This is a genomic window from Bacillus sp. EA-CB0995, from assembly GCF_055814245.1.
This window is the reverse complement of the sequence record NZ_CP169269.1, coordinates 93,857-116,256: the sequence shown is the minus strand read 5'-3', so window position 1 is coordinate 116,256 and position 22,400 is coordinate 93,857. Positions and strand designations below refer to the sequence as shown.

Below are 22,400 nucleotides of genomic sequence, written 5' to 3'. Positions count from 1 at the left end.
GGAGGGAACTACGAATGGCATACAGAAAATTAGGCCGTACAAGTGCGCAGCGTAAAGCTATGTTACGTGACTTAGCTACTGATTTAATTATCAACGAGCGCATCCAAACGACAGAAACTCGTGCAAAAGAACTTCGTTCTGTAGTGGAAAAAATGATCACTTTAGGTAAACGCGGAGATCTTCATGCTCGTCGTCAAGCAGCTTCTTACATTCGTAATGAAGTTGCTAATGCTGAGACTGGTCAAGATGCATTACAAAAATTATTCGCTGATGTAGCTCCACGCTATGCTGAACGTCAAGGCGGATACACTCGTATTGCAAAAATTGGTCCACGTCGCGGTGACGCTGCACCAATGGTAATTATCGAGTTAGTATAATGACAAGCAAAAGGGCAGGACAGTACTTTTTAAGTAACTGGTCATGGCCCTTTTTTTAAGTATAGAAGAAAACGCTTATCCCGCTATTTGCGGGTAGTAAGACTCCCACCTCAAGACTCAGAGAGAAGCGGGGAAGCTAGGCGGGAGATAACTGCCCGTAAAAGCCCGATTAGTTCAACTAACCATCAGTGGGGGATGAAAAACCCCTCACTGATAGAAGTTTCACTTTATTCGGCTGAATAATGGAAGAGGGTGCCCACGAGTGAAAAAGAGAAGCTTCGTGCTGAGAACATATCATTTCAATATCCTCAAGCTGCTTCTTACGCCCTGCATGACGTTTCATTCTCTTTATATGAAGGAGAATGGGTATCTGTTATTGGGCAAAATGGGTCAGGAAAATCCACGCTTGCAAAGTTATTAAATGGCTTGTTTTTACCATCAGCAGGAACAATTACTGTAAATGAAACTCTTGTTTTATCTGAAGAAACTGTATGGGATATTCGAAAACAGATTGGAATGGTTTTTCAAAACCCAGATAATCAATTTGTTGGAACAACTGTACAGGATGATGTTGTCTTTGGACTTGAGAATGCCGGAATACCCAGGGAGCTAATGGTAGAACGTATGAAGCACGCTTTGGAGCTCGTTCGAATGGAAGATTTTCAAAATGAAGAACCTCACTACTTATCGGGTGGACAAAAGCAGCGCGTTGCAATTGCAGGTGTATTAGCACTTCAGCCGTCTATTTTAGTATTAGATGAGGCAACATCTATGCTTGACCCACAAGGCCGTAAAGAAGTGGTAGAAACAGTAAGAGATCTTGTTCGTACGAAAGGAATTACAGTTCTTTCGATTACTCACGATTTAGAAGAAGCGGCGCAGTCAGATCGTATTATTATTTTAAATCGCGGAGAACTATTAGAAGAAGGAACACCTGAGCACATTTTTCAATCACCGAAAATGCTGCAAGAAATCGGTTTAGATGTGCCATTTTCAGTGAAAATGGCAGAATTATTGAAAAGCAATAAAATTCCTTTACAATCAATGCATCTTACAATGGAAAGTTTGGTGAGCGAACTTTGGAGATTACATTCCAAAAAGTAGAGCATCGTTATCAATATAAAACCCCATTTGAAAAACGTGCCCTTTACGATATAGATATTTCGCTTCCTAGTGGTGGCTATTATGCCATTATCGGTCATACAGGGTCGGGTAAGTCAACGATGATTCAACATTTAAATGGCTTATTGCAACCAACGAGTGGTACTGTTCAAATTGGGGAATATAGAATTTCATCTCAAAAAAAGCGAAGAAATTAAAACCTCTTCGAAAAAAGTAGGGGTTGTTTTTCAATTTCCAGAACATCAATTATTTGAAGAAACAGTAGAAAAAGATATTTGCTTTGGGCCTTCAAATTTTGGTGTATCTGAAGAAGCAGCGAAACAAAAAGCAAAAGATGCCATTCGATTGGTTGGTCTATCAGAAGAACTATTAGAACGATCTCCGTTTGAATTAAGCGGAGGACAAATGAGACGTGTTGCTATTGCTGGTGTATTAGCAATGGAGCCGGAGGTATTAGTATTAGATGAGCCAACGGCAGGACTTGATCCGAAGGGCCAGAATGAGCTTATGGAGATGTTTTATCATCTTCACAAGCAAAACAATCTTACGGTGATTCTTGTGACACATAATATGGAGGATGCTGCAAAATATGCAGACAACATTGTTGTCATGCATAAAGGAACGGTCTTTTTGCAAGGAACATCAGAAGAAGTCTTTACGTATGCAGATGAGCTTGAACAAATTGGTGTGTCTCTTCCGATGCCGCTGAAGTATAAGCGAGAAATTGAAGAGAAATTAGGCATTTCTATCCCGAAAGCCACCTTGTCTTTAGAAGATTTAGCAGATGAAGTCATACAACTGTTTAGAAAAGGTGGGGATTCATCATGCAGCAGTTAATTATTGGAAGATACGTTCCAGGAGAATCTGCCATTCATAGACTGGATCCTCGAACAAAACTGTTAATGGTCTTTTTATATGTATTTGTTGTATTTTTAGCAAATAATGCAATTTCATATGGCTTGCTATTTTTGTATGCACTCATTGCTTTGTTCTTTGCAAAAGTGCCGATTCGCTATGTTCTTTCTGGATTAAAACCTGTTTTATGGATTTTCTTATTCACTTTCTTTCTGCATATTTTTACAACAAAAGAAGGTGCTGTACTCGTTCAATTTGGATGGTTTTCTATATATGAGAAAGGGTTGGAGCAGGGAATTTATATTTCCATTCGTTTTTTGGTCATTATTTTAATGACCACTCTATTAACGTTAACAACAACGCCAATTGAAATTACAGATGGTATGGAAACGCTGTTGCATCCTTTAAAACGTATAAAAGTTCCTGTTCATGAAATTGCACTTATGATGTCTATTTCACTGCGCTTTATTCCAACTTTGATGGATGAAACGAGTAAAATTATGAAAGCACAAGCTTCTCGTGGTATAGACTTTGCAGGTGGTCCAATGAAAGATAGGTTGAAAGCGATTATCTCGTTACTTGTACCACTATTTATTAGTGCGTTTAAACGTGCAGAAGACTTAGCGATTGCTATGGAAGCACGAGGTTATCAAAGCAACGGATACCGTACGAAATTCCGGCAGCTAGAATGGAAATGGATCGATACATTAACACTCTTAAGCCTATTTGGTTTAGCGTGTATTTTAATTTTAGTTCGATCGTAATGGAGAGTATGAATATGGAAAGAATAAAATGCACAGTTACGTATGATGGAATTAACTTTTGTGGATATCAAATTCAACCGAATCAACGTACTGTTCAACAAGAAATAGAGAAAGCTTTGCAAAAGGTGCATAAGGGGGAAGCTGTTCGTGTACAAGCGTCAGGAAGAACAGATTCCACTGTCCATGCCAAAGGCCAAGTCATTCATTTTGATACACCACTATCATTAACAGGAGAGCAATGGATGGCAGCTTTAAATACAATGCTGCCAGATGATATTGCTGTGGAGCAGGCTGAGCAAAAAACTTTAGATTTTCACGCACGATATGGTGTTATAAAAAAGGAATATCGCTATCGTGTATTATTATCTAAAAAAGCTGATGTATTCCGTAGAAATTACGTATATCAGTATCCATATGCATTAGAAGTAGAACCCATCCGAAAAGCGATTCCTTACTTTATAGGAACGCATGATTTTACTTCATTTTGTTCGGCAAAAACTGATAAAAAGGATAAAGTGCGAACAATTTATGAAATAGATTTAATAGAACAAGGTGATGAGCTAGTCTTTCGTTTTGTTGGAAATGGTTTTTTATATAACATGGTTCGAATTATTGTCGGTACGCTGCTTAGCGTCGGTCAAGGAAAAATTTCTCCTGAAAGTATTCCAGATATTTTAAAAAAACAAGACCGCCGTTTTGCTGGGAAGATGGTACCGGGGCAAGGCCTGTATTTATGGGAGGTAAACTATAACAACTAATCCTGGTGTAACATTTGCTTGACATTAGAAACTCAAAAGGATATCATAACATATGGTATTGTTTCTAAAACCGCGATTAGCCCCGGAAGGAAATCGTGTTGAAGATAAACAATAGAATTTTTTCTATGGAAAAGATATTGAGTAGGAGGGAAACAAATGCGTACGACTTTTATGGCAAAAGCTAACGAAGTTGAGCGTAAATGGTATGTGGTTGATGCTGAAGGTAAAACTTTAGGTCGCCTATCTACTGAAGTAGCATCCATTTTACGTGGTAAAAACAAACCAACATTTACACCACATATTGATACTGGTGATCATGTAATTATTATTAACGCTGAGAAAGTTCACTTAACAGGTAATAAATTAAACGATAAAATTTACTACCGTCACACTAACCACCCAGGTGGACTTAAGCAAAGAACAGCTCTAGAAATGCGTACAAACTACCCTGTACAAATGTTAGAGCTTGCTATTAAAGGCATGCTTCCAAAAGGACGTTTAGGACGTCAAATGTCTAAAAGTTAAATGTGTATGCTGGATCTGAGCATCCACACCAAGCACAAAAACCAGAAGTTTACGAACTTCGCGGATAATTAATTAAAGGAGGGCTTACTTTGGCACAGGTACAATACAATGGTACTGGACGTCGTAAGAGTTCAGTAGCACGCGTACGCCTAGTTCCAGGCGAAGGACGCGTTATCATTAACGGTCGTGATTTTGAAAACTATATCCCATTTGCTGCATTACGTGAAGTAGTGAAACAACCTCTAGTTGCAACAGAAACTTTAGGTAACTACGATGTACTTGTAAACGTACATGGCGGTGGATACACTGGTCAAGCTGGTGCTATCCGTCACGGTATTTCTCGCGCTTTACTAAAAGCTGATCCAGAATACCGTTTAACATTAAAACGTGCAGGTCTATTAACTCGTGACGCACGTATGAAAGAGCGTAAAAAATACGGTCTTAAAGGTGCTCGTCGTGCACCTCAGTTCTCAAAACGTTAATTTTTGCGAACTTCAAACCTCAGCCTTTTGGCTGGGGTTTTTTTATTATGTTCGTAAACATCTTTTATTAGCATCCTCTTCTTTGGAATATTTTAGTGTTGCCTTCTTGTGTATGCTTCCTACTGAGAAGTTTAGACTAATACGTACATAGGGAGGTTTTAAGTACTATGAATGTTATTGTAAGCCTGAAAGAAAAACAAAGAGAAAAGCAGCTGAAGTATGAACGTAAAATACTGCGTGAATTATCATTACAAACACTCAGAGAAAATATTCGTGATTGCTTTCTTATGGATACACTCCATCGTCATTATGAAGATTATTGTATAGAGGTAGGTATTGAGTCCTATTTATTAGGAGCTAGGTATAGTAAGTTTGGTTATTATGGAGAATCACTTTTAGATGTGAAAAGCAGATCGTCCCATGAAGAAGTTCAATTAACAGAAATGCTATTTCATTTTTTGATAAGTGCTTCTTTGCATACTTTAGAAGAAAATGAAGATGAGCAGTTATATCAATTATGCCAGCGCTTTATTAGTGCTTGGTGGCAACAAGGATATGAAAAGGGTGAGAGAAGATATCGCATGAAGCTGCATTAAGAAAATCATAAACTTTCCTCTTGTCCCATATAAGTAAGTAGAGGGACTAGCCAGAGGGGGAAAGGTATGAAAAGAATTCGGATTATTTCTTTTATGTTAGCAGCGGTTGTACTCTTTTTCTTAGTAAGGCAGGATTTTCAAATTACAAAATCGTGGAGAGCGTGGAACTTGCCTTTGTCTGGAAAAATTATTGTATTAGACGCTGGTCATGGTGGCCCGGATGGAGGGGCAGTTGGCGGGGAAGATATTGTTGAAAAAGATATTACACTGGAAATTACAAAAAAAGTGCGAGATTATTTACAAGAACAAGGAGCACTCGTTATTTTGACACGCAATGGAGACTATGATTTAGCAGACAAAAGCACCAAGGGATATAGTCGCCGTAAAGCAGAGGACTTAAAAAACGTGTTGATATCATTAATAAGTCTGATGTTGACTTCTTTGTTAGTGTGCATTTGAATGCCCTCCCAAGTGGTGATTCGAAAGGAGCACAAACATTTTATTATCGTTCTTTAGTAGAAAATGAGCGAGCAGCAAAATTTATTCAAGCTGAATTACGAACGAGTCTCGAGAATACGAAGCGTTCGGCAAAAACAATTTCTCGTGTTTATTTATTGAAGCATGCGAAAACACCGGGTGCATTAGTTGAAGCTGGCTTTTTATCTAATGTAAACGAAAGATATTTATTAAACTCAGAGAAATATCAGCAAAAAGTTGCTGCTGCTATATATCGTGGGATATTGCGATATTTTACTGAGAAAGGAAACCCTCCCGATTAAGGGAGGGTTTCTTTGTAACGGAGTTTTCCGAAAATATGCTATACTTACAATGAAAACGCATTTATTTTATTTTTATAGCAGGGGGCGGGACAGATTATGGTAACGAAAGAACAAGTAGTGGGAGCACTTGAAGGGATTGTAGATCCTTTTCTAAATAAAACATTAAAAGAAACAAATGGTATTAAAGAAGTCGCTGTGAAACCAGAAAAAGAACATGTGAGTATTAAAATTGCGATTGTGAAAACAGGAACAGCTGAACAAATGCAGCTGCAAGGAGCAATTGTGAAATTAGTGAAAGAATTAGGAGCAGCAACAGTGGGTTTACGCTTTACGGAATTTACCGAAGAGGAACAATTGCAATTTGCTCCGCAAGAAGAGCAGAGTGAATCTTTATTATCACCGCATTCAAAAACAACTTTCCTAGCAATAGCAAGTGGAAAAGGTGGAGTTGGAAAATCGACTGTTTCTGTAAACTTAGCGATTTCTCTTGCTAGATTAGGAAAAAAGGTTGGAATCGTTGATGCTGATATATACGGATTTAGTGTGCCGGATATGATGGGGATTGAAAAACGCCCTGTTGTACGTGGTGATAAAATCATTCCGGTAGAGCGTTTTGGTGTAAAAGTTATTTCGATGGGATTTTTCGTAGAAGACAATGCACCTGTTATTTGGAGAGGCCCAATGCTTGGGAAAATGTTAAATCATTTCTTCACAGAAGTAGAGTGGGGTGATTTAGATTACTTAGTGTTAGATTTGCCTCCTGGTACAGGTGATGTAGCATTAGATGTACATTCTATGCTTCCGTCTTGTAAGGAAATTATTGTGACAACGCCTCATCCAACAGCAGCTTTTGTAGCTGCTAGAGCTGGTGCAATGGCACTTCGCACAGAGCATGAGATTATTGGTGTTGTGGAGAATATGTCTTATTTTGAAAGTAAAGTGACTGGTGAAAAAGAATATGTCTTTGGTAAAGGTGGAGGAGAAAAGTTAGCGGCAGACCTACAGACAGTAGTACTTGGGCAAATTCCGCTCCAGCAGCCAGATTGGAATGCAGAAGAATTTGCTCCATCCGTATACGATGAGGAGCATAGCACTGGAGTAATCTATAAACAAATTGCTAAGCAAGTAATTGAGAGAGCGGCAATTGAACAAAAATAACCCTCAGTACGAGGGCTATTTTTGTTCTTTTTTCCTTCTTCTGATCCGCCTTCTTTTTTCTGCTCACCGCCACTTTTCTGAGCCTTTTCAACACCTTTACTAATAATATCTATCATTTTTGCTTGGAATAGTGGACTTTCGGCAGTTTCAGTTAAGACTTGCTGTAAATATTGACGATACTCTTTACTTTTCATTGTTTGCATCATGATTTTTCCAACTTCCGGATTTTTCATGATCTCTATAACACCTGCTTGATACTCAGGATCTTTTAATAATGTTTTCATTAAACTTGTTTGTTCTTTCTCCATGCTTTTTGCAAACTTAGCAGCAAACTCAGGATCTTTGAATAATTTTTCCCAAAATTGTTGCCCTTTCTCTGATAGCATAGTATCTTCAATCGTTTTTTTCACTACAGATTCATCTAAAATAAGAGCTTGTTTCATTTTTTCATCGGTTAGTACATCTTGGATTGCTTTTTTCCTTCATCCGTTTTTAAGATATCAATAATCATTTTTTTCGTTTGATCATAGTCTAATTGGGATTTCGCTTCTTTTTCTTGTGCACATGCAACTATTCCGATAAAAAGGATAAAAGAGACCAAAATGAGCAGAATCCGTTTCATCAGCCGGGACTCCTTTCGCATATTTCTCTTTTTTAATATAAATATCTTGAAGGAATTTATACATATTGATAGCTAGCTTTTTAAAAATGACATTGTTACAATTTAAGTAAAAATATATAGATAATGGGGGATATGTCTGTGAATAGCCGAAAATGGGTACGACTCTTTTTGACGACATTGTTTCTTGGGGGAAGCAGTACAATCTTTATCGGTTTTATTTTAGGGTGGGACAAGTATAATAAATTTTTTCAAAATTTCGACGGAAAGGAAATTTTAATGATTTCTTTTTGGTTGCTTGGGATAGGTTTTATTTTTAGTGTCATTAGTCAGATGGGTTTCTTTGCGTATTTAACAATTCACCGGTTTGGACTAGGGATGTTTCGCTCTCCATCTCTTTGGAATGCAATACAAATTTTCTTAATTGCATTTGTATTATTTGATTTTGTATATTTGCGCTCTGTATTGATTGCAAATGGGAATGAATCACTTGGTATGAATATTTTAGTTGCTGGGACTCTCTTTGTATTTGGAGCAATTGTTGCTTACATAAAAAGTAAAGAGACGAATAAGAAAGCTTTTGTCCCGGCCCTATTCTTTATGATTGTTGTGACTGTTATTGAATGGGTTCCAGCGCTGCGGGTCAATGATACAAATTGGTTATACTTAATGGTTGTGCCGTTGTTGCTATGCAATGCGTATCAAGTTCTAATGTTACATCGTTTAATAGGACAAAAAAGCTGATTCCTATATTGGAATCAGCTTTTATTTTGTTTAATGGACAGTAAGGCTTACGCCTTAGTAAGGTGTAAGTTCAATCTATGTCTTTGCTTTTAGCATTTGTATTAGAGATGAGTTGAGAGACAGGGATGTTTTTAAATCCATCCGTTTTCAATTTTTGAAGCAGCATTGGTAATGCTTGATTTGTTTGTAGTGCCGAATCAGAAGCGTGAAGTAGAATGATATCTCCTTCGCGTAGATTTTCTGAAACGGTGGTAACGATTTTATTGACTCCAGGGTTTTTCCAGTCATTTGAATTATTACTCCAATGTACAACCGTATATCCTAGAGATTCAGCAATTTTTAATACCGTTTTATTAAAGTTACCATTAGGGGGACGTAGAAGTTGAACTTGCTTCACTTGAAGTTTTGTAAATACGTCCTGTGCCTTTAAGAGGTCCCTTCGGATTTCGCCTGCTTCTAAAGAAGTATAGTCTTTGTAATTGTATCCCATACTTCCGATTTCGTGACCATCTTTTATAATACGCTCCACAATATCAGGGTGGCGTTCTGCCCATGCTGCCGAAAGAAAGAATGTGGCGTTTGTAATCTTTTTTCTTTTAATGTATCTAGTATAGGTAATGCTTTCTCATCCCCCAACTAATATCGAACGTTAAAGAAACTTGTTTTTTTGTCGTGTCTCCTTTATAAATTGCTTTTGGACCAGTAGTTGTTGAAAAAACCGATTGATAAGAATATGTTTTTAAAAAGAGCAGCCATGCCGTAAAAAGGGAAAGCACAATAATAAGACTAATTTGTTTAAACCTATGTTTACTTGTTATAAAGAAGAAAAACATCGTTTCTCCGCCCCTTTGTCCAATCCTTTTCAGTTACTTATATGCAGAAAAAGAAGAAAAGAGAACTAAACGATTAACATCGTAAGAAAAGGATATACTGAACGGTAACGCTTTATATAATTTATCCTGCCTTGATATTTAGAGAAATGGATGAGATAAGTGTATGAAGTAGAAGAAGATACTTGATTCCAAGTATAAAAAATAACTTTAGTTAATTTTACATATATTAGGAAAGTGGTATGTGGATAAGAAACAGCTGAGGTGACAGAATGATTGGGCTATTGATTACGGAGCAGGAACAGAAAGAATTAGAATATGTATTAAAAAGAGAGTTAGATGAATTGTTATTTGACTTTGCGGATAAGAGGATCCATCGTATTGTAAAAAAGACGATGGAAGAGCGATATAAATTGTTATTTACTGTATTTACAAGAATTGCTCCACCTGAAGATTGTACAAGGTATATGAGAAAAAGAATTTTTTATTAAAAGGTATTGACGATATAGTTTTATATATGATAAATTAATATTCGTCGCTGATGAACGAATTCATCAAGCGAAAAGAGAAATAAAAAACATTGTTGACATCAGATGGTTGAGATGTTAACATAAGGAAGTCGCAAATGAGCGGCTAACAAGTTCTTTGAAAACTGAACGAAACAAACAACGTGAAACGTCAATTTTTATTTATGATGCTAGACAAACACTTTATTGGAGAGTTTGATCCTGGCTCAGGATGAACGCTGGCGGCGTGCCTAATACATGCAAGTCGAGCGAACCAATTAAGAGCTTGCTCTTAAGAAGTTAGCGGCGGACGGGTGAGTAACACGTAGGTAACCTGCCTATAAGACTGGGATAACTCCGGGAAACCGGGGCTAATACCGGATAACATTTTGCACCGCATGGTGCGAAATTGAAAGGCGGCTTCGGCTGTCACTTATAGATGGACCTGCGGCGCATTAGCTAGTTGGTGAGGTAACGGCTCACCAAGGCGACGATGCGTAGCCGACCTGAGAGGGTGATCGGCCACACTGGGACTGAGACACGGCCCAGACTCCTACGGGAGGCAGCAGTAGGGAATCTTCCGCAATGGACGAAAGTCTGACGGAGCAACGCCGCGTGAGCGATGAAGGCCTTCGGGTCGTAAAGCTCTGTTGTTAGGGAAGAACAAGTGCTAGTTGAATAAGCTGGCACCTTGACGGTACCTAACCAGAAAGCCACGGCTAACTACGTGCCAGCAGCCGCGGTAATACGTAGGTGGCAAGCGTTATCCGGAATTATTGGGCGTAAAGCGCGCGCAGGTGGTTTCTTAAGTCTGATGTGAAAGCCCACGGCTCAACCGTGGAGGGTCATTGGAAACTGGGAGACTTGAGTGCAGAAGAGGAAAGTGGAATTCCATGTGTAGCGGTGAAATGCGTAGAGATATGGAGGAACACCAGTGGCGAAGGCGACTTTCTGGTCTGCAACTGACACTGAGGCGCGAAAGCGTGGGGAGCAAACAGGATTAGATACCCTGGTAGTCCACGCCGTAAACGATGAGTGCTAAGTGTTAGAGGGTTTCCGCCCTTTAGTGCTGAAGTTAACGCATTAAGCACTCCGCCTGGGGAGTACGGCCGCAAGGCTGAAACTCAAAGGAATTGACGGGGGCCCGCACAAGCGGTGGAGCATGTGGTTTAATTCGAAGCAACGCGAAGAACCTTACCAGGTCTTGACATCCTCTGACAACCCTAGAGATAGGGCTTCTCCTTCGGGAGCAGAGTGACAGGTGGTGCATGGTTGTCGTCAGCTCGTGTCGTGAGATGTTGGGTTAAGTCCCGCAACGAGCGCAACCCTTGATCTTAGTTGCCATCATTAAGTTGGGCACTCTAAGGTGACTGCCGGTGACAAACCGGAGGAAGGTGGGGATGACGTCAAATCATCATGCCCCTTATGACCTGGGCTACACACGTGCTACAATGGACGGTACAAAGAGTCGCAAGACCGCGAGGTGGAGCTAATCTCATAAAACCGTTCTCAGTTCGGATTGTAGGCTGCAACTCGCCTACATGAAGCTGGAATCGCTAGTAATCGCGGATCAGCATGCCGCGGTGAATACGTTCCCGGGCCTTGTACACACCGCCCGTCACACCACGAGAGTTTGTAACACCCGAAGTCGGTGGGGTAACCTTTTTGGAGCCAGCCGCCTAAGGTGGGACAGATGATTGGGGTGAAGTCGTAACAAGGTAGCCGTATCGGAAGGTGCGGCTGGATCACCTCCTTTCTATGGAGAATTGATGAACGCTGTTCATCAATATAAGTTTCCGTGTTTCGTTTTGTTCAGTTTTGAGAGAACTATCTCTCGAAAATATATGTTCTTTGAAAACTAGATAACAGTGTAGCTCATATTTTTTTAATTTTGGTTAAGTTAGAAAGGGCGCACGGTGGATGCCTTGACACTAGGAGTCGATGAAGGACGGGACTAACACCGATATGCTTCGGGGAGCTGTAAGTAAGCTTTGATCCGGAGATTTCCGAATGGGGAAACCCACCATACGTAATGGTATGGTATCTTTATCTGAATACATAGGATAATGAGGACAGACCCAGGGAACTGAAACATCTAAGTACCTGGAGGAAGAGAAAGCAAATGCGATTTCCTGAGTAGCGGCGAGCGAAACGGAATCTAGCCCAAACCAAGAGGCTTGCCTCTTGGGGTTGTAGGACATTCTATACGGAGTTACAAAGGAACGAGGTAGACGAAGCAGCCTGGAAAGGCTCGTCATAGAAGGTAACAACCCTGTAGTTGAAACTTCGTTCCCTCTTGAATGTATCCTGAGTACGGCGGAACACGTGAAATTCCGTCGGAATCCGGGAGGACCATCTCCCAAGGCTAAATACTACCTAGTGATCGATAGTGAACCAGTACCGTGAGGGAAAGGTGAAAAGCACCCCGGAAGGGGAGTGAAAGAGATCCTGAAACCGTGTGCCTACAAATAGTCAGAGCCCGTTAACGGGTGATGGCGTGCCTTTTGTAGAATGAACCGGCGAGTTACGATCCCGTGCGAGGTTAAGCTGAAGAGGCGGAGCCGTAGCGAAAGCGAGTCTGAATAGGGCGTTTAGTACGTGGTCGTAGACCCGAAACCAGGTGATCTACCCATGTCCAGGGTGAAGTTCAGGTAACACTGAATGGAGGCCCGAACCCACGCACGTTGAAAAGTGCGGGGATGAGGTGTGGGTAGCGGAGAAATTCCAATCGAACCTGGAGATAGCTGGTTCTCCCCGAAATAGCTTTAGGGCTAGCCTCAAGTGTGAGAGTCTTGGAGGTAGAGCACTGATTGAACTAGGGGTCCTCATCGGATTACCGAATTCAGTCAAACTCCGAATGCCAATGACTTATCCTTGGGAGTCAGACTGCGAGTGATAAGATCCGTAGTCAAAAGGGAAACAGCCCAGACCGCCAGCTAAGGTCCCAAAGTGTGTATTAAGTGGAAAAGGATGTGGAGTTGCTTAGACAACTAGGATGTTGGCTTAGAAGCAGCCACCATTTAAAGAGTGCGTAATAGCTCACTAGTCGAGTGACTCTGCGCCGAAAATGTACCGGGGCTAAATACACCACCGAAGCTGCGGATTGATACCTATGGTATCAGTGGTAGGGGAGCGTTCTAAGTGCTGTGAAGTCAGATCGTAAGGACTGGTGGAGCGCTTAGAAGTGAGAATGCCGGTATGAGTAGCGAAAGACGGGTGAGAATCCCGTCCACCGAATGCCTAAGGTTTCCTGAGGAAGGCTCGTCCGCTCAGGGTTAGTCAGGACCTAAGCCGAGGCCGACAGGCGTAGGCGATGGACAACAGGTTGATATTCCTGTACCACCTCTTTATCGTTTGAGCAATGGAGGGACGCAGAAGGATAGAAGAAGCGTGCGATTGGTTGTGCACGTCCAAGCAGTTAGGCTGGTAAGTAGGCAAATCCGCTTACCGCGAAGGCTGAGCTGTGATGGGGAAGCTCCTTATGGAGCGAAGTCTTTGATTCCCCGCTGCCAAGAAAAGCTTCTAGCGAGATAAAAGGTGCCTGTACCGCAAACCGACACAGGTAGGCGAGGAGAGAATCCTAAGGTGTGCGAGAGAACTCTGGTTAAGGAACTCGGCAAAATGACCCCGTAACTTCGGGAGAAGGGGTGCTTTCTTAACGGAAAGCCGCAGTGAATAGGCCCAAGCGACTGTTTAGCAAAAACACAGGTCTCTGCGAAGCCGTAAGGCGAAGTATAGGGGCTGACACCTGCCCGGTGCTGGAAGGTTAAGGAGAGGGGTTAGCGCAAGCGAAGCTCTGAACTGAAGCCCCAGTAAACGGCGGCCGTAACTATAACGGTCCTAAGGTAGCGAAATTCCTTGTCGGGTAAGTTCCGACCCGCACGAAAGGTGTAACGATTTGGGCACTGTCTCAACCAGAGACTCGGTGAAATTATAGTACCTGTGAAGATGCAGGTTACCCGCGACAGGACGGAAAGACCCCGTGGAGCTTTACTGTAGCCTGATATTGAATTTTGGTACAGCTTGTACAGGATAGGCGGGAGCCTTTGAAGCCGGAGCGCTAGCTTCGGTGGAGGCGCTGGTGGGATACCGCCCTGGCTGTATTGAAATTCTAACCTACGGGTCTTATCGACCCGGGAGACAGTGTCAGGTGGGCAGTTTGACTGGGGCGGTCGCCTCCTAAAAAGTAACGGAGGCGCCCAAAGGTTCCCTCAGAATGGTTGGAAATCATTCGTAGAGTGCAAAGGCATAAGGGAGCTTGACTGCGAGACCTACAAGTCGAGCAGGGACGAAAGTCGGGCTTAGTGATCCGGTGGTTCCGCATGGAAGGGCCATCGCTCAACGGATAAAAGCTACCCCGGGGATAACAGGCTTATCTCCCCCAAGAGTCCACATCGACGGGGAGGTTTGGCACCTCGATGTCGGCTCATCGCATCCTGGGGCTGTAGTCGGTCCCAAGGGTTGGGCTGTTCGCCCATTAAAGCGGTACGCGAGCTGGGTTCAGAACGTCGTGAGACAGTTCGGTCCCTATCCGTCGTGGGCGTAGGAAATTTGAGAGGAGCTGTCCTTAGTACGAGAGGACCGGGATGGACGCACCGCTGGTGTACCAGTTGTTCTGCCAAGGGCATAGCTGGGTAGCTATGTGCGGAAGGGATAAGTGCTGAAAGCATCTAAGCATGAAGCCCCCTCAAGATGAGATTTCCCATAGCGTTAAGCTAGTAAGATCCCTGAAAGATGATCAGGTTGATAGGTTCGAGGTGGAAGCATGGTGACATGTGGAGCTGACGAATACTAATAGATCGAGGACTTAACCATATAATATGAAGCAAATGTTATCTAGTTTTGAAGGAATATACCTTCATAAGTCTGGTAATGATGGCAGAGAGGTCACACCCGTTCCCATACCGAACACGGAAGTTAAGCTCTCTAGCGCCGATGGTAGTTGGGACTTTGTCCCTGTGAGAGTAGGACGTTGCCAGGCTTGCATTATTCCGCAGTAGCTCAGTGGTAGAGCTATCGGCTGTTAACCGATCGGTCGTAGGTTCGAGTCCTACCTGCGGAGCCATATGCTTCCATAGCTCAGCTGGTAGAGCACTTCCATGGTAAGGAAGAGGTCACCGGTTCAAGCCCGGTTGGAAGCTTGTGCGAAGTATTAAAACTTTTTGGCCCGTTGGTCAAGTGGTTAAGACACCGCCCTTTCACGGCGGTAACACGGGTTCGAATCCCGTACGGGTCACCACTTTTGGAGGATTAGCTCAGCTGGGAGAGCACCTGCCTTACAAGCAGGGGGTCGGCGGTTCGATCCCGTCATCCTCCACCATATAATTTTCAATGTCGGAGGGGTAGCGAAGTGGCTAAACGCGGCGGACTGTAAATCCGCTCCTTCGGGTTCGGCAGTTCGAATCTGCCCCCTCCACCATTTATTTTTAAAAAATAACCTTACAAAGGTTTATTTTTTTGGTGAGACAAGCATACTAGTAAATATTAATGGGCTATAGCCAAGCGGTAAGGCAACGGACTTTGACTCCGTCATGCGCTGGTTCGAATCCAGCTAGCCCAGCCATTTACGAGCCATTAGCTCAGTTGGTAGAGCATCTGACTTTTAATCAGAGGGTCGAAGGTTCGAGTCCTTCATGGCTCATCATTTTGCGGAAGTAGTTCAGTGGTAGAATACAACCTTGCCAAGGTTGGGGTCGCGGGTTCGAATCCCGTCTTCCGCTCCAACTTGGGGCCTTAGCTCAGCTGGGAGAGCGCCTGCCTTGCACGCAGGAGGTCAGCGGTTCGATCCCGCTAGGCTCCATACAAATAAAAGAAAAGCTTGAAGTCCAATATTGGATTTCAAGCTTTTTTTGTTTATCCCCCGCGACTCGCGTACGGTAAGACTCTCATTTCAAGATTCTAAGAAGTTAAACAAGATATGATAGAGCTTTCCGTCAGTGGGGAATGGAGATTTACTGATGGAAGTTTTACTTTATTCCGCTATCTTATTTATTTTGAAGATGGAGTTTTCTTGTTGATTTTTTGATAAATTAGAACGAGATATATTTTGTAATATGTTTAATGGTTTTTCATACAGTAAAAGGGAGTTGTTTCATGTGAAGATTATCATTGCGTCTGATTCTTATAAAGAAAGTTTAACTGCATTAGAAGTATGTGAAGCAGTAGAGAAAGGATTTCGCTCTATATATCCAGAAGCAGAGTATATAAAAATTCCTATTGCAGATGGTGGGGAAGGAACAGTACAAGCTCTTGTTGATGCAACAAAGGGAAGAATCGTGAATATCCCTGTTACAGGTCCATTAGGAAATTTAGTAGAAGGATTTTACGGTCTCTCTTCAGATAAACGGACCGCTTTTATTGAAATGGCAGCTGCCTCTGGTTTACACCATGTTCCACTTGATAAAAGGAATCCACTCCTAACGACAACAAAAGGAACAGGAGAACTCATTTTACACGCGCTAGAACAAGGAGTTCATCATATTGTTTTAGGGCTTGGGGGAAGTGCTACAAATGATGGAGGAACAGGAATGTTATCCGCTTTAGGTGTGCGTTTTTTTGATAGCGATAATCGCGTTATAGAGCCGAATGGTGGGAATTTAGATTCTATTACTTCTTTTGATATGTCACAGTTAGATTCTCGTTTAAAGAAGGTTAAAATTGAAGCAGCTTGTGACGTTGCGAATCCGTTAACAGGAGGAACAGGGGCATCGTTTGTATTTGGAAAACAAAAAGGTGCCACAGACGAGATGGTAGAGAGGTTAGACTGTAATTTGAAGCATTATGCCCAATTAATCAAACAAACTCTTCATAATGATATTGAATTTATCCCAGGAACAGGTGCTGCGGGCGGACTTGGAGCGGCTATCGTTGCCTTTTTACATGGTACCCTTAGAAAAGGTATTGATATTGTACTTGATTACACGAATTTTAATGCTCATTTGCAAGGTGCAGATTTAGTGATTACGGGAGAAGGACGAATTGATGAACAGACAGTGTATGGGAAAGCACCAATAGGAGTGGCAAAACGTGCTAAAGAGCGTAATCTTCCTGTTATTGCAATTGCTGGAGCTGTTCATTCGAATCATACTCCTATTTATGAAGAAGGTGTTGATGCTGTATTTAGCATTGTTTCAGGAGTAATGACATTAGAAGAAGCGTATGAAATGGGAAAAGAAAATATTTATATAACAGCACGAAATATTGCAGCTGTATGGAAACTTGGATTACAAAAACATCTCTATTCGTAAGAGATGTTTTTTTTATGCATATTTTAACGGAAAAATCTAACTTTATCACTTCTTTATATTGTATTAAGTGTATATAAATACAAAAAAATGTCGAGTTGAGTCAGACAATAGAAAAGATTTAAAATATTTAGTGAAAGCATAAAAGGGGGAGATCATCTATGAAGAAAGAAGTTTCAATTGTGGGAGTACCAATGGATTTAGGACAAACGCGCCGCGGTGTTGATATGGGAGCGAGTGCAATTCGTTATGCTGGAGTTGTTGAAAGAATTCAAAATATAGGATATAACGTGGAAGACTTAGGGGATATATGTATTGAAAGAGAATTTCAAATAAATGAAAATGAAAAGTTAAAAAATCTTGAGCAAGTTGTAAAAGTATGTAACGAACTGGCAAGTAAAGTTGATACTATTATTGAGAAAAAAGTTTCCCGCTTGTATTGGGCGGCGATCATAGCATTGCAATTGGAACACTTGCTGGAATTGCAAAGCATTATAAAAATCTTGGCGTTATTTGGTATGATGCGCATGGAGATTTAAATACAGAAGAAACTTCTCCATCTGGTAATATTCATGGCATGTCATTAGCTGCAAGCTTAGGACATGGTCATCCATCACTTGTTAATTTATACGGTGAGTATCCGAAAGTGAAAAAAGAAAATGTGGTTATCATTGGTGCTCGTTCTTTAGATGATGGAGAGAAAGAATTTATTCAAAAAGAGGGCATAAAAGTTTTCACTATGCATGAAATTGATCGTATGGGAATGACGGCAGTTATGGAAGAAACGATTGCATACTTATCACATACAGATGGCGTACATTTATCTTTAGATTTAGACGGTCTTGATCCACATGATGCACCTGGCGTGGGGACTCCAGTTATGGGTGGATTATCATATCGTGAAAGCCACTTGGCAATGGAAATGCTTGCTGAATCAGGTATTATTACATCTGCCGAGTTTGTGGAAGTAAATCCAATTTTAGATGAGAAAAATAAAACTGCAATTGCGGCCGTTGCATTAATGGGATCTTTATTTGGTGAAAAGTTGAAATAATTTTAAAAAGCAGCTGAAAAGCTGCTTTTTTTATTTTAAAATAGAGGTATAGCAACAAAGAATGTTAATGCCTCCCTTTTTAAAGTCTGATATCTAACGAATGTATTGTCAGGTTTAGGAAGGAGGTTTGAAATTGTAGTTCATATAATGTATGTTATAATTAACTAATTGTTGTAAATTACATATAGATGGAGGAAGGGTCAGAATGCCTTTTGGAGATATGAATGTTTTTTTGAAATATCTCAGCACTATAGTAGATATTGGCCTTGTATGGTTTGTTATATATAAATTAATTCTTGTAATCCGTGGTACAAAAGCTGTACAACTTTTGAAAGGGATTACGGTAATTATTATTGTTCGCATTTTAAGTTATGTTTTTGAATTGCATACTTTGCAATGGCTTATGGATCAAGCATTAACTTGGGGATTTTTAGCGATTATTATCATTTTTCAACCAGAGTTAAGACGTGCCCTTGAGCAGCTTGGACGAGGAAGTTTATTTTCACGTGGAAGTAATAAAGAGGATGATGAACAGGAGTCTGTCGTCAATGCTGTTGTAAAGGCAACAGAATATATGGGAAAACGTCGGATTGGTGCGCTTATTACAACGGCTAGAGAGACTGGTATGGGAGATTACATTGAAACAGGAATCCCACTAAATGCAAATATTTCATCAGAGCTATTAATTAATATCTTTATACCGAATACACCCCTTCATGATGGGGCGGTCATTATGCAAGGAAATATTATTAAAGCAGCTGGTTGTTACTTACCATTATCAGAAAGCCCGTTTATTTCTAAAGAATTAGGAACGCGTCACCGGGCAGCAATGGGAGTAAGTGAAGTAACAGACAGTTTGACAATTGTTGTATCAGAAGAAACTGGGCAAATTTCCTTAACAAAAAATGGTGAATTACATCGTGATTTGAAAAGTGAACAATTAAAGGAAATGCTTATGAAAGAGCTAAGTGGAAATATAAAAGAATCTTCTTCATCTTTATGGAATTGGAGGAGAAAACGTCATGGATAAGTTAATGGATAACCATTGGTTTTTAAGGGGAATTTCATTATTGTTGGCAATTATGCTTTACATGTCAACAAACCTAGATAAAAATGTATCAGGTGATTTTAATCCATCGCCTTTTCCGGTAGGAGATACAACAGAAACAATATCTGGAGTTCCGGTATCTGCTTACTATGACGAAGATAAGTATATTGTAAGTGGCATTCCAGAAAATGTAACAGTCACTCTTGAAGGACAAAATAATGTTGTAGCTGCAGCTAAAGTAAAAAGACAGTATGAGGTATTTGTCAATTTGCGAGGGTATACACCGGGGACATATGAGATCCCTTTAAAATATAGTGGAGTTCCGAGCAATTTACATTTGAAGGTTCAGCCAGCGAAAATAAAAGTTACAATTCAAAAGAAAGAAGTAAAATCTTTTCCTGTAGAAGTGAAGTATTTAAATGAGAACCAACTACAGGCAGGAACGATTGTAGACAAACCTATTGTAAAGCCAAGTACTGTTGAAGTAGCCGGTACAGAGGAAGAGCTTTCGCGAATTGCACTTGTGCGAGCGTATGTCGATTTGAAGGATGTTAATAAAACGATCACAAAAGAAGCGAAAGTTGTATTGTATGATAAAGATGGGAATCGTTTGGATTTGAAAACAGGTTCTTCTACTGTCAATGTCACCGTACCAGTTTCATCTTCATCTTCATCACCTGCAAAAACAGTTCCCTTAGGTGTAACGAAAAAAGGGAGCTTACAAGAAGGGATATCTGTAACGAATATAAAAGTTGAACCCAGTGAAGTAACGATTTATGGTTCAAAAGAAGTACTTGATAAGATTACATCTCTTGATGGCGTCGAAGTAGACTTAAGTAAAATTACAGAGTCTACAACCTTCGATGCCTCTGTTTCTTTACCTAAAGGTGTTACAAAAGCAGAACCTAGTCAAGTAAAGGTAACAGTTGAAGTACAAAAGCAACAGAGCAAAACAATAGACGGTATTCCTTTGCAGGTAAATGGATTATCGGATTTATTAACAATGAAATTATTAGACCCGGCAAATGGGAAAATCAGTGTTGATATTTTTGGGGATGCAAGTGCTGTAGAAAAAGTAAATGCAGCACAGATTAAAGCATCAATTAATTTAGGAAATATGGATGTAGGAACACATGATGTTCCAATTCAAATTACTGGTCCCGATAATGTCACATTAGAATTAAAACAAAAAAATGCGAAGGTAGAACTTGCAAAGAAAGAAGAAACGGGAAAAGAAGTACAAGGTGAGCCGGTGCAGCCGGTGCAGAAGCCGGATCAAGGAAATGAGCAAGAAAGAAGGAGCGAATAGTAATGGGAAAATATTTTGGTACTGACGGCGTACGCGGTATTGCGAATAAAGAATTAACGCCAGAATTAGCATTTAAAATTGGGCGATTTGGTGGCTACGTATTAACAAAGAATACAGAGCGTCCAAAAGTTATTATCGGCCGTGATACACGTGTGTCTGGACATATGTTAGAAGGTGCTTTAGTAGCTGGATTATTATCAATTGGAGCAGAAGTAATGCGCCTTGGTGTTATTTCTACCCCTGGAGTTGCATACTTAACAAAAGCGTTAGACGCGCAAGCTGGTGTGATGATTTCTGCATCTCATAATCCTGTACAAGATAATGGAATTAAGTTCTTTGGTCCAGACGGATTTAAATTAACAGACGAGCAAGAGGAAGAAATCGAAGCATTATTAGATAAAGAAATAGATGAGCTTCCACGTCCTGTGGGTACAGCATTAGGTCAAGTAAATGACTACTTTGAGGGCGGACAAAAATACTTACAATACATTAAACAAACTGTAGATGAAGATTTTGCGGGCTTACATATCGCATTAGATTGTGCGCACGGTGCGACGTCTTCTTTAGCACCGTATTTATTTGCTGATTTAGAAGCGGATATTTCCACAATGGGAACAGCGCCAAATGGTATGAATATTAACGAGGGCGTAGGTTCTACGCACCCAGAAGTATTAGCAGAGTTTGTGAAAGAAAAAGGTGCTGATATCGGTCTAGCATTTGACGGAGATGGTGACCGTTTAATTGCTGTTGACGAAAAAGGAAATATTGTAGATGGCGATCAAATTATGTACATTTGTGCAAAATATATGAGCGAATCTGGAAAATTAAAACATAATACAGTTGTTTCGACAGTCATGAGTAATTTAGGTTTCTATAAAGCATTAGAAGCAAATGGCATTACAAGTGATCAAACAGCTGTTGGTGACCGTTACGTAATGGAAGAAATGAAACGTGGTGGCTATAACCTCGGCGGTGAACAATCTGGTCATATTATTTTCTTAGATTACATTACAACTGGCGATGGAATGTTAAGTGCACTTCAACTTGTTAACATTATGAAAATGACGAAAAAATCATTATCTGAGCTTGCAAGTGAAATGAAAAAATTCCCGCAATTACTTGTGAATGTTCGTGTAACAGATAAAAAACAAGCATTAGAAAATGAAAAAATTAAAGAGATCATTCGTGTTGTAGAGGAAGAGATGAATGGTGATGGGCGTATTCTTGTTCGTCCTTCTGGTACAGAGCCATTAATTCGTGTTATGGCAGAGGCGCCAACACAAGATCTTTGTAATCAATACGTAAGCCGTATTGTAGAAGTTGTAAAAGAAGAAGTTGGAGCTGAATAATAAGCGGATTTTATGATAAAAAGGGGCACAAAATGTGCTCCTTTTGCATAGAATGTTTATCTGCAATGAAAAAAATTTCATTGACGATTTATTCCATTTGTTATAAGATGATTTTGTTCTTTTTCTCGGCAAAATAGATTGAAGTAAGAAGCGCCAGAACTACCTGAGACGTAGTTGACGAGGAGGAGTTTATCGAGATTTCGGCGGATGGCTCCCGGTTGTTCATCGCAACCGAAAACTTTTACTTAAAGCATTGGGGTGACTCAATGGACAAAGGTGAA

The 22,400-nt window shown here is 40.6% G+C and carries 13 protein-coding genes, 9 tRNA genes, 3 rRNA genes and 6 pseudogenes; 29 read left to right on the top strand and 2 right to left on the bottom strand.

The window, feature by feature from the left end:
* Positions 1-14: 14 nt before the first annotated feature.
* From rplQ to ACEWFJ_RS00615, 10 genes and pseudogenes are all read left to right on the top strand, one after another.
* The gene (rplQ, locus tag ACEWFJ_RS00660; protein ID WP_098310011.1) at positions 15-377 is read left to right on the top strand and encodes a 50S ribosomal protein L17; all 363 of its coding nucleotides are present in this window, start codon (positions 15-17) and stop codon (positions 375-377) included.
* A 252-nt stretch (positions 378-629) separates the two neighbouring features.
* Entirely contained in the window at positions 630-1,481 is an 852-nt protein-coding gene (locus ACEWFJ_RS00655; RefSeq protein ID WP_473690066.1) for an energy-coupling factor ABC transporter ATP-binding protein, read from the top strand.
* Positions 1,457-2,336 (top strand): annotated as a pseudogene (locus tag ACEWFJ_RS00650) (energy-coupling factor ABC transporter ATP-binding protein). The gene ACEWFJ_RS00655 and the pseudogene ACEWFJ_RS00650 overlap by 25 nt, the downstream one beginning before the upstream one ends.
* The gene (locus tag ACEWFJ_RS00645) at positions 2,324-3,118 is read left to right on the top strand and encodes an energy-coupling factor transporter transmembrane component T family protein (protein WP_253628365.1); all 795 of its coding nucleotides are present in this window, start codon (positions 2,324-2,326) and stop codon (positions 3,116-3,118) included. Before ACEWFJ_RS00650 ends, ACEWFJ_RS00645 begins: the two are co-directional and overlap by 13 nt.
* A gap of 14 nt (positions 3,119-3,132) precedes the next feature.
* Positions 3,133-3,876: a tRNA pseudouridine(38-40) synthase TruA gene (truA, locus tag ACEWFJ_RS00640; RefSeq protein WP_473690065.1), complete on the top strand. Its 744-nt coding sequence runs from the start codon at positions 3,133-3,135 to the stop codon at positions 3,874-3,876.
* 156 nt (positions 3,877-4,032) lie between these two features.
* A pseudogene (gene rplM, locus ACEWFJ_RS00635) lies at positions 4,033-4,469 on the top strand (50S ribosomal protein L13).
* Between the two features lie 21 nt (positions 4,470-4,490).
* Complete coding sequence (rpsI, locus tag ACEWFJ_RS00630) at positions 4,491-4,883, top strand: 30S ribosomal protein S9 (protein WP_020063209.1); 393 nt, start codon at positions 4,491-4,493, stop codon at positions 4,881-4,883.
* A gap of 167 nt (positions 4,884-5,050) precedes the next feature.
* Entirely contained in the window at positions 5,051-5,479 is a 429-nt protein-coding gene (locus tag ACEWFJ_RS00625) for a DUF2521 family protein (protein WP_473690064.1), read from the top strand.
* A 66-nt stretch (positions 5,480-5,545) separates the two neighbouring features.
* A pseudogene (cwlD, locus tag ACEWFJ_RS00620) lies at positions 5,546-6,258 on the top strand (N-acetylmuramoyl-L-alanine amidase CwlD).
* 96 nt (positions 6,259-6,354) lie between these two features.
* Positions 6,355-7,416, top strand: a complete 1,062-nt coding sequence (locus ACEWFJ_RS00615; protein ID WP_473690063.1) for an Mrp/NBP35 family ATP-binding protein — start codon at positions 6,355-6,357, stop codon at positions 7,414-7,416.
* 20 nt (positions 7,417-7,436) lie between these two features.
* Here ACEWFJ_RS00615 and gerD read toward each other — a convergent pair.
* Positions 7,437-8,038 (bottom strand): annotated as a pseudogene (gerD, locus tag ACEWFJ_RS00610) (spore germination lipoprotein GerD); the annotation flags it as partial.
* A gap of 138 nt (positions 8,039-8,176) precedes the next feature.
* Between gerD and ACEWFJ_RS00605 the strand changes: the two are divergent.
* Complete coding sequence (locus ACEWFJ_RS00605) at positions 8,177-8,779, top strand: KinB-signaling pathway activation protein (RefSeq protein ID WP_098310022.1); 603 nt, start codon at positions 8,177-8,179, stop codon at positions 8,777-8,779.
* 70 nt (positions 8,780-8,849) lie between these two features.
* On the opposite strand, the pseudogene pdaB reads toward ACEWFJ_RS00605, so the two are convergent.
* Positions 8,850-9,612, bottom strand: a pseudogene (gene pdaB / locus ACEWFJ_RS00600) (polysaccharide deacetylase family sporulation protein PdaB).
* Positions 9,613-9,881: 269 nt separating this feature from the next.
* On the opposite strand from pdaB, the gene ACEWFJ_RS00595 reads away from it, so the two are divergent.
* From ACEWFJ_RS00595 to glmM, 18 genes and pseudogenes are all read left to right on the top strand, one after another.
* Positions 9,882-10,100, top strand: coding sequence for a hypothetical protein (locus ACEWFJ_RS00595; protein ID WP_098310024.1), 219 nt, complete (start codon positions 9,882-9,884; stop codon positions 10,098-10,100).
* A 219-nt stretch (positions 10,101-10,319) separates the two neighbouring features.
* Positions 10,320-11,871, top strand: a 16S ribosomal RNA gene (locus ACEWFJ_RS00590).
* 137 nt (positions 11,872-12,008) lie between these two features.
* Positions 12,009-14,930, top strand: a 23S ribosomal RNA gene (locus ACEWFJ_RS00585).
* A 50-nt stretch (positions 14,931-14,980) separates the two neighbouring features.
* Positions 14,981-15,096 (top strand): 5S ribosomal RNA (gene rrf, locus ACEWFJ_RS00580).
* Together the 16S, 23S and 5S rRNA genes with 9 tRNA genes alongside form the textbook arrangement of a ribosomal RNA operon.
* Before the next feature lie 9 nt (positions 15,097-15,105).
* Positions 15,106-15,180: transfer RNA gene (locus ACEWFJ_RS00575), tRNA-Asn, on the top strand.
* 3 nt (positions 15,181-15,183) lie between these two features.
* Positions 15,184-15,256: transfer RNA gene (locus ACEWFJ_RS00570), tRNA-Thr, on the top strand.
* A 23-nt stretch (positions 15,257-15,279) separates the two neighbouring features.
* Positions 15,280-15,354 (top strand) — tRNA-Glu (locus tag ACEWFJ_RS00565).
* A gap of 5 nt (positions 15,355-15,359) precedes the next feature.
* Positions 15,360-15,435, top strand: a tRNA-Val gene (locus ACEWFJ_RS00560).
* A gap of 16 nt (positions 15,436-15,451) precedes the next feature.
* Positions 15,452-15,534 (top strand) — tRNA-Tyr (locus ACEWFJ_RS00555).
* Between the two features lie 69 nt (positions 15,535-15,603).
* Positions 15,604-15,678: transfer RNA gene (locus ACEWFJ_RS00550), tRNA-Gln, on the top strand.
* 5 nt (positions 15,679-15,683) lie between these two features.
* A tRNA-Lys gene (locus tag ACEWFJ_RS00545) sits at positions 15,684-15,756 on the top strand.
* 7 nt (positions 15,757-15,763) lie between these two features.
* Positions 15,764-15,838, top strand: a tRNA-Gly gene (locus ACEWFJ_RS00540).
* A gap of 4 nt (positions 15,839-15,842) precedes the next feature.
* A tRNA-Ala gene (locus ACEWFJ_RS00535) sits at positions 15,843-15,915 on the top strand.
* A 295-nt stretch (positions 15,916-16,210) separates the two neighbouring features.
* A complete protein-coding gene (locus ACEWFJ_RS00530; protein WP_429714906.1) occupies positions 16,211-17,362 on the top strand; it encodes a glycerate kinase in 1,152 nt (383 codons plus the stop codon).
* Positions 17,363-17,520: 158 nt separating this feature from the next.
* Positions 17,521-18,413 (top strand): annotated as a pseudogene (gene rocF, locus ACEWFJ_RS00525) (arginase).
* A gap of 205 nt (positions 18,414-18,618) precedes the next feature.
* Complete coding sequence (cdaA, locus tag ACEWFJ_RS00520; RefSeq protein ID WP_473690062.1) at positions 18,619-19,443, top strand: diadenylate cyclase CdaA; 825 nt, start codon at positions 18,619-18,621, stop codon at positions 19,441-19,443.
* Positions 19,436-20,770 carry a CdaR family protein gene (locus ACEWFJ_RS00515; protein WP_473690061.1) on the top strand — a complete coding sequence of 445 codons (1,335 nt, stop codon included), beginning with the start codon at positions 19,436-19,438 and terminating at the stop codon, positions 20,768-20,770. The genes cdaA and ACEWFJ_RS00515 overlap by 8 nt, the downstream gene beginning before the upstream one ends.
* A 2-nt stretch (positions 20,771-20,772) precedes the next feature.
* Positions 20,773-22,119: a phosphoglucosamine mutase gene (gene glmM, locus ACEWFJ_RS00510; RefSeq protein WP_473690060.1), complete on the top strand. Its 1,347-nt coding sequence runs from the start codon at positions 20,773-20,775 to the stop codon at positions 22,117-22,119.
* Positions 22,120-22,400: the final 281 nt, after the last annotated feature.

Bases quoted from the DNA above. Each gene is read 5' to 3' on its own strand.
- rplQ (WP_098310011.1), top strand. From the start codon at position 15: ATGGCATACAGAAAATTAGGCCGTACAAGTGCGCAGCGTAAAGCTATG.
- ACEWFJ_RS00645 (WP_253628365.1), top strand. From the start codon at position 2,324: ATGCAGCAGTTAATTATTGGAAGATACGTTCCAGGAGAATCTGCCATT.
- truA (WP_473690065.1), top strand. From the start codon at position 3,133: ATGGAAAGAATAAAATGCACAGTTACGTATGATGGAATTAACTTTTGT.
- ACEWFJ_RS00625 (WP_473690064.1), top strand. From the start codon at position 5,051: ATGAATGTTATTGTAAGCCTGAAAGAAAAACAAAGAGAAAAGCAGCTG.
- ACEWFJ_RS00615 (WP_473690063.1), top strand. From the start codon at position 6,355: ATGGTAACGAAAGAACAAGTAGTGGGAGCACTTGAAGGGATTGTAGAT.
- ACEWFJ_RS00595 (WP_098310024.1), top strand. From the start codon at position 9,882: ATGATTGGGCTATTGATTACGGAGCAGGAACAGAAAGAATTAGAATAT.
- cdaA (WP_473690062.1), top strand. From the start codon at position 18,619: ATGCCTTTTGGAGATATGAATGTTTTTTTGAAATATCTCAGCACTATA.
- ACEWFJ_RS00515 (WP_473690061.1), top strand. From the start codon at position 19,436: ATGGATAAGTTAATGGATAACCATTGGTTTTTAAGGGGAATTTCATTA.
- glmM (WP_473690060.1), top strand. From the start codon at position 20,773: ATGGGAAAATATTTTGGTACTGACGGCGTACGCGGTATTGCGAATAAA.